General features: G+C 69.3%; 4 protein-coding genes. 3 read left to right on the forward strand and 1 reads right to left on the reverse strand.

Annotated elements, in window-relative coordinates; all coding sequences use genetic code 11:
- Positions 1-751 (forward strand): matrixin family metalloprotease (locus AB0M20_RS33525; RefSeq protein ID WP_364304349.1); only part of this gene is annotated, 751 nt, incomplete at its 5' end.
- Between the two features lie 25 nt (positions 752-776).
- Here the strand turns inward: AB0M20_RS33525 and AB0M20_RS33530 are convergent.
- On the reverse strand, positions 777-1,385 hold the full coding sequence (locus AB0M20_RS33530) for a TetR/AcrR family transcriptional regulator (RefSeq protein WP_364304351.1): 609 nt from the start codon (positions 1,383-1,385) through the stop codon (positions 777-779).
- A gap of 109 nt (positions 1,386-1,494) precedes the next feature.
- On the opposite strand from AB0M20_RS33530, the gene AB0M20_RS33535 reads away from it, so the two are divergent.
- A complete protein-coding gene (locus tag AB0M20_RS33535; protein WP_364304352.1) occupies positions 1,495-2,289 on the forward strand; it encodes an SDR family oxidoreductase in 795 nt (264 codons plus the stop codon).
- Position 2,290: 1 nt separating this feature from the next.
- On the forward strand, positions 2,291-3,377 hold a 1,087-nt coding region (locus AB0M20_RS33540; RefSeq protein WP_364304353.1), incomplete at its 3' end, for a DUF5938 domain-containing protein.

Genomic DNA, 3,377 nt, shown 5'->3' on the forward strand with positions numbered 1-3,377 from the left:
GGCCGCGCGCCACATCGAGCCGCAGGTCAATGTCTTCGGAAACGGTGTCGTCTGTGACACCGACTCGCGCGGGTACCCGACGCCGCAGGATCGCGATCCGGCCGACCTCGTGGTCGACGCGTCGGAGGGCTTCATCCCGCTCTGGGCGAGGGACGTCACGCTGCGCTGGCGGTTCCAGCAGCGATCGCTGAGCGTCTTCGTCAACCCGGACGCCGCGGCGGCCGCCATCCGGGAGCTGTTCGGCGAGGCCCTCCTCGCCTGGGGCGACGCCGCGCCGGTCAAGTTCGCTCAGCGCGACGACGCGTGGGATTTCGAAATCGTCGTCAAAGGGATCGACGACTGCAGCCCGAACGGATGCGTCCTGGCGAGTGCCTTCTTTCCCGACGCCGGCCGGCACGAGCTGATCATCTATCCCAAGATGTTCACCCAGGCCCGGGAGGAAATGGTCGAGACGCTGATTCACGAGATCGGCCACACGTTCGGGCTCCGGCATTTCTTCGCCAACGTCAGCGAGGAGGCCTGGCCCAGTCAGATCTTCGGGACGCACGAGGCGTTCTCGATCATGAACTACGGCAGCAAGAGCGTGCTGACGGAGACCGACAAGGCGGACCTGAAGGCCCTGTACCAGCTTGCCTGGGGCGGGGGGCTGACCCAGATCAACGGAACGCCGATCAGGTTCGTGCGGCCGTTCAGCGCCCTCGCACCGCAGCCGGAAGTCGTCTTCGCCCTGCAGCGGAGCTCGATCTCCTGACCCGCTGCCGGCTGCGCCGGACGGGTCAGGCGAGCATCAACGGCATCACCTTGCGCACCTGGGTCGCCAGGTCGGTCAGCACGGTCGCGTGACCGCCCAGGTGGCCCAGCAGGGCGGATTGGAAGAGCCCGTCGAGCATCCCGTACGCGACGGCCGGCTCCAGCGCGACCGGTCGGCCGGCCAGCTCCGCATAGCGCGACACGACCCGCCAGATCATCTGCTCGAGGGTGTGGTCGATCTCGGTGACGGCGCCGCGCAGCTCCGGCTCGAACATGCTCTGGGTGCGCAGGTCGTACCAGAGCCGGTGCATCGGGGCCTCGTCGCGGATGGTCTGCGTGAGCTTCGCCGCGAAGGCGTCGACCAGCTCGCCGGCCGACCGGGAGTCGCTGACGACCGAGTCGTATCGGGTGACGCAGCGCGCCTTGTAGTAGCGCACGCTGTAGATGACCAGCTCCAGCTTGTCCTGGAAGTAGTAGTGCACCACGCCGTGGCTGAACGCCGAGTTGTTCGCGATCTCGCGGAGGCTCGCGCGGGCGTAGCCCATCTCGCCGAGGGTCGCCAGTGCCGACTCGGCCAGCTCGTCACGGCGCCGGTCGAACTTGTCGGCGGGACGTACCGCTTTGGTGGGTGCCACATCCCGCATCCTAATCGACCTGGACAGTTGTCAAGGTTTTTCTTGACAACTGTCAAGACTGAGCCTGTGATGGAGGCCACCACCGTCATCGAAGACACCGGGAGCCGCCATGACAGACCTCCACCTCAACGGCCGGAAAGCTCTGGTCACCGGCGGCGCTCAGGGACTGGGCGAAGGCATGGCGCGCGCACTGGCCGCCGCGGGCGCCCGGGTGGCGGTGGCGGACGTGCAGGACGATCTCGGCCCCAAGGTGGCCGAGTCGCTGGGCGCCGGGCACGGCTTCGTCCACCTCGACGTCACCGACGACGCCGGCTGGGAGGCGGCGGTGGGCCAGGCGGTCGACCTGCTCGGCGGCCTCGACCTGGTGGTCAACAACGCCGGCATCGAGATCACCAGCCTCTTCGTCGACCTGGACCCCGCGGCGGTGAGCAAGCAGCTGCAGGTCAACCTGCTCGGCACCGCGCTGGGCATCAAGCACGCGTTCCGCGCCATGCGCCCGGGCGGCGCGGCCGGCAACGGCGGCGTGGTCATCAACGTGGCGTCGGTCGCGGCGACGATCGCGTTCCCGGGCATCGGTGTCTACTCGGCGACCAAGTCCGGAGTGGACCGGCTCACCCGGGTCGCCGCGATGGAGTCCGGCAAGCTCGGCTACGGCGTACGCGTGAACTGCATCTACCCGGGGCTCGTGCCGACCGCCATGGGCGCGGGGCTGGCCAACGACGTCGCGCGGCTCGGCCTGTTCCCGTCGCCGGAGGAGGCGGTGGGCGCCGTCATCGGGCTCACGCCCTCGGGCCGCCTGGGCGAGGTCACCGACATGGCCGACGCGGTCGTGTTCCTTGCCTCCGACGCCGCCCGCTTCATCAACGGCGTCGGACTGCCGGTCGACGGCGGAATGGGGATGTGACATGAAACCCGTTCTGGTGTACGGCGCCTCCGGATACACCGGCCGGCTGATCTGCGAGTACCTGCGCGAGTTCAACGTCCCCTTCCTCGCGGCCGGCCGGGACGCCGGCAAGGTCAAGGCGTCGATGCAGTCGAACGTCGCGGGCATCGAGACGGCCGACCACGAGGTCCTCGAGCTCAGCCACGACGTCGATTCGCTCACCGAGGCGTTCGCCGGCGTGTCCGTCGTGTGCAACACCGTCGGCCCGTTCAGCCGGCTCGGCCCGGCGGTGGTCGAGGCCTGCCTGGCCAGTGGGACGCACTACCTGGACACCACCGGCGAGCAGGACTGGCTGATCACCTGCGACGAGAAGTACGGGACGGGCTTCGCCGAGGCCGGGCTGCTGCTCTCCCCCGGCATCGCGCACATGTACACCACCGGCGAGATCGCGGCCGAGCTGTGCCTCGAGAAGCCCGGCCTGGACACGCTGGACATCGGCGTGTTCTGGGGCGGCAGCCCGACGATCGCCTCGACGCTGACGATCCTGGTCAACGCGGCGCTGTCGCAGGCGTTCTTCCTGGAGCAGAACCGGTACGTGCCCTGGGATCCCGATGCCGGGCTGTACCAGGTGGTCCTGCCCGGGCAGCACGAGCTGGCGCTGGCCCTGCCGTGGGGTGGCACCTCGCACCCGGTCTGGTTCCGCCGGGACCCGCGGGTGGCCACCGTGAAGGTGCTGGGCGGCGTCTTCAACCGGCCGCTGATGACGGGCGTACCGGCCATCGTCGGCGCGGCCGTCGAGGCCACGAAGGACATGGCACCCGACGACCGGTACGCCGCGCTGACCGCGACCGCCGCGCAGGTGATGAACGAGATGCCGCCGCGGGAGAACCCCCGGCTGAACAAGTCGCTGGACTCGGTGCACGCCTCCGGGCCGCTCGGCCGGGCGCACTGCGTGATCTACGGCAACTCCAACTACAAGCAGACCGGTCTCCTGCAGGCGAACGCTCCGTACTCGCTGCACCAGCAGCCGCCCCGGAGCGCCCGCAACGCGACGGCCATCCACGCCTACGAGCAACGCGAACTGCTCGCCGTGCAGAGCAGCTTCGGAC

The organism is Actinoplanes sp. NPDC051633 (assembly GCF_040681735.1).
GTDB lineage: Bacteria > Actinomycetota > Actinomycetes > Mycobacteriales > Micromonosporaceae > Actinoplanes.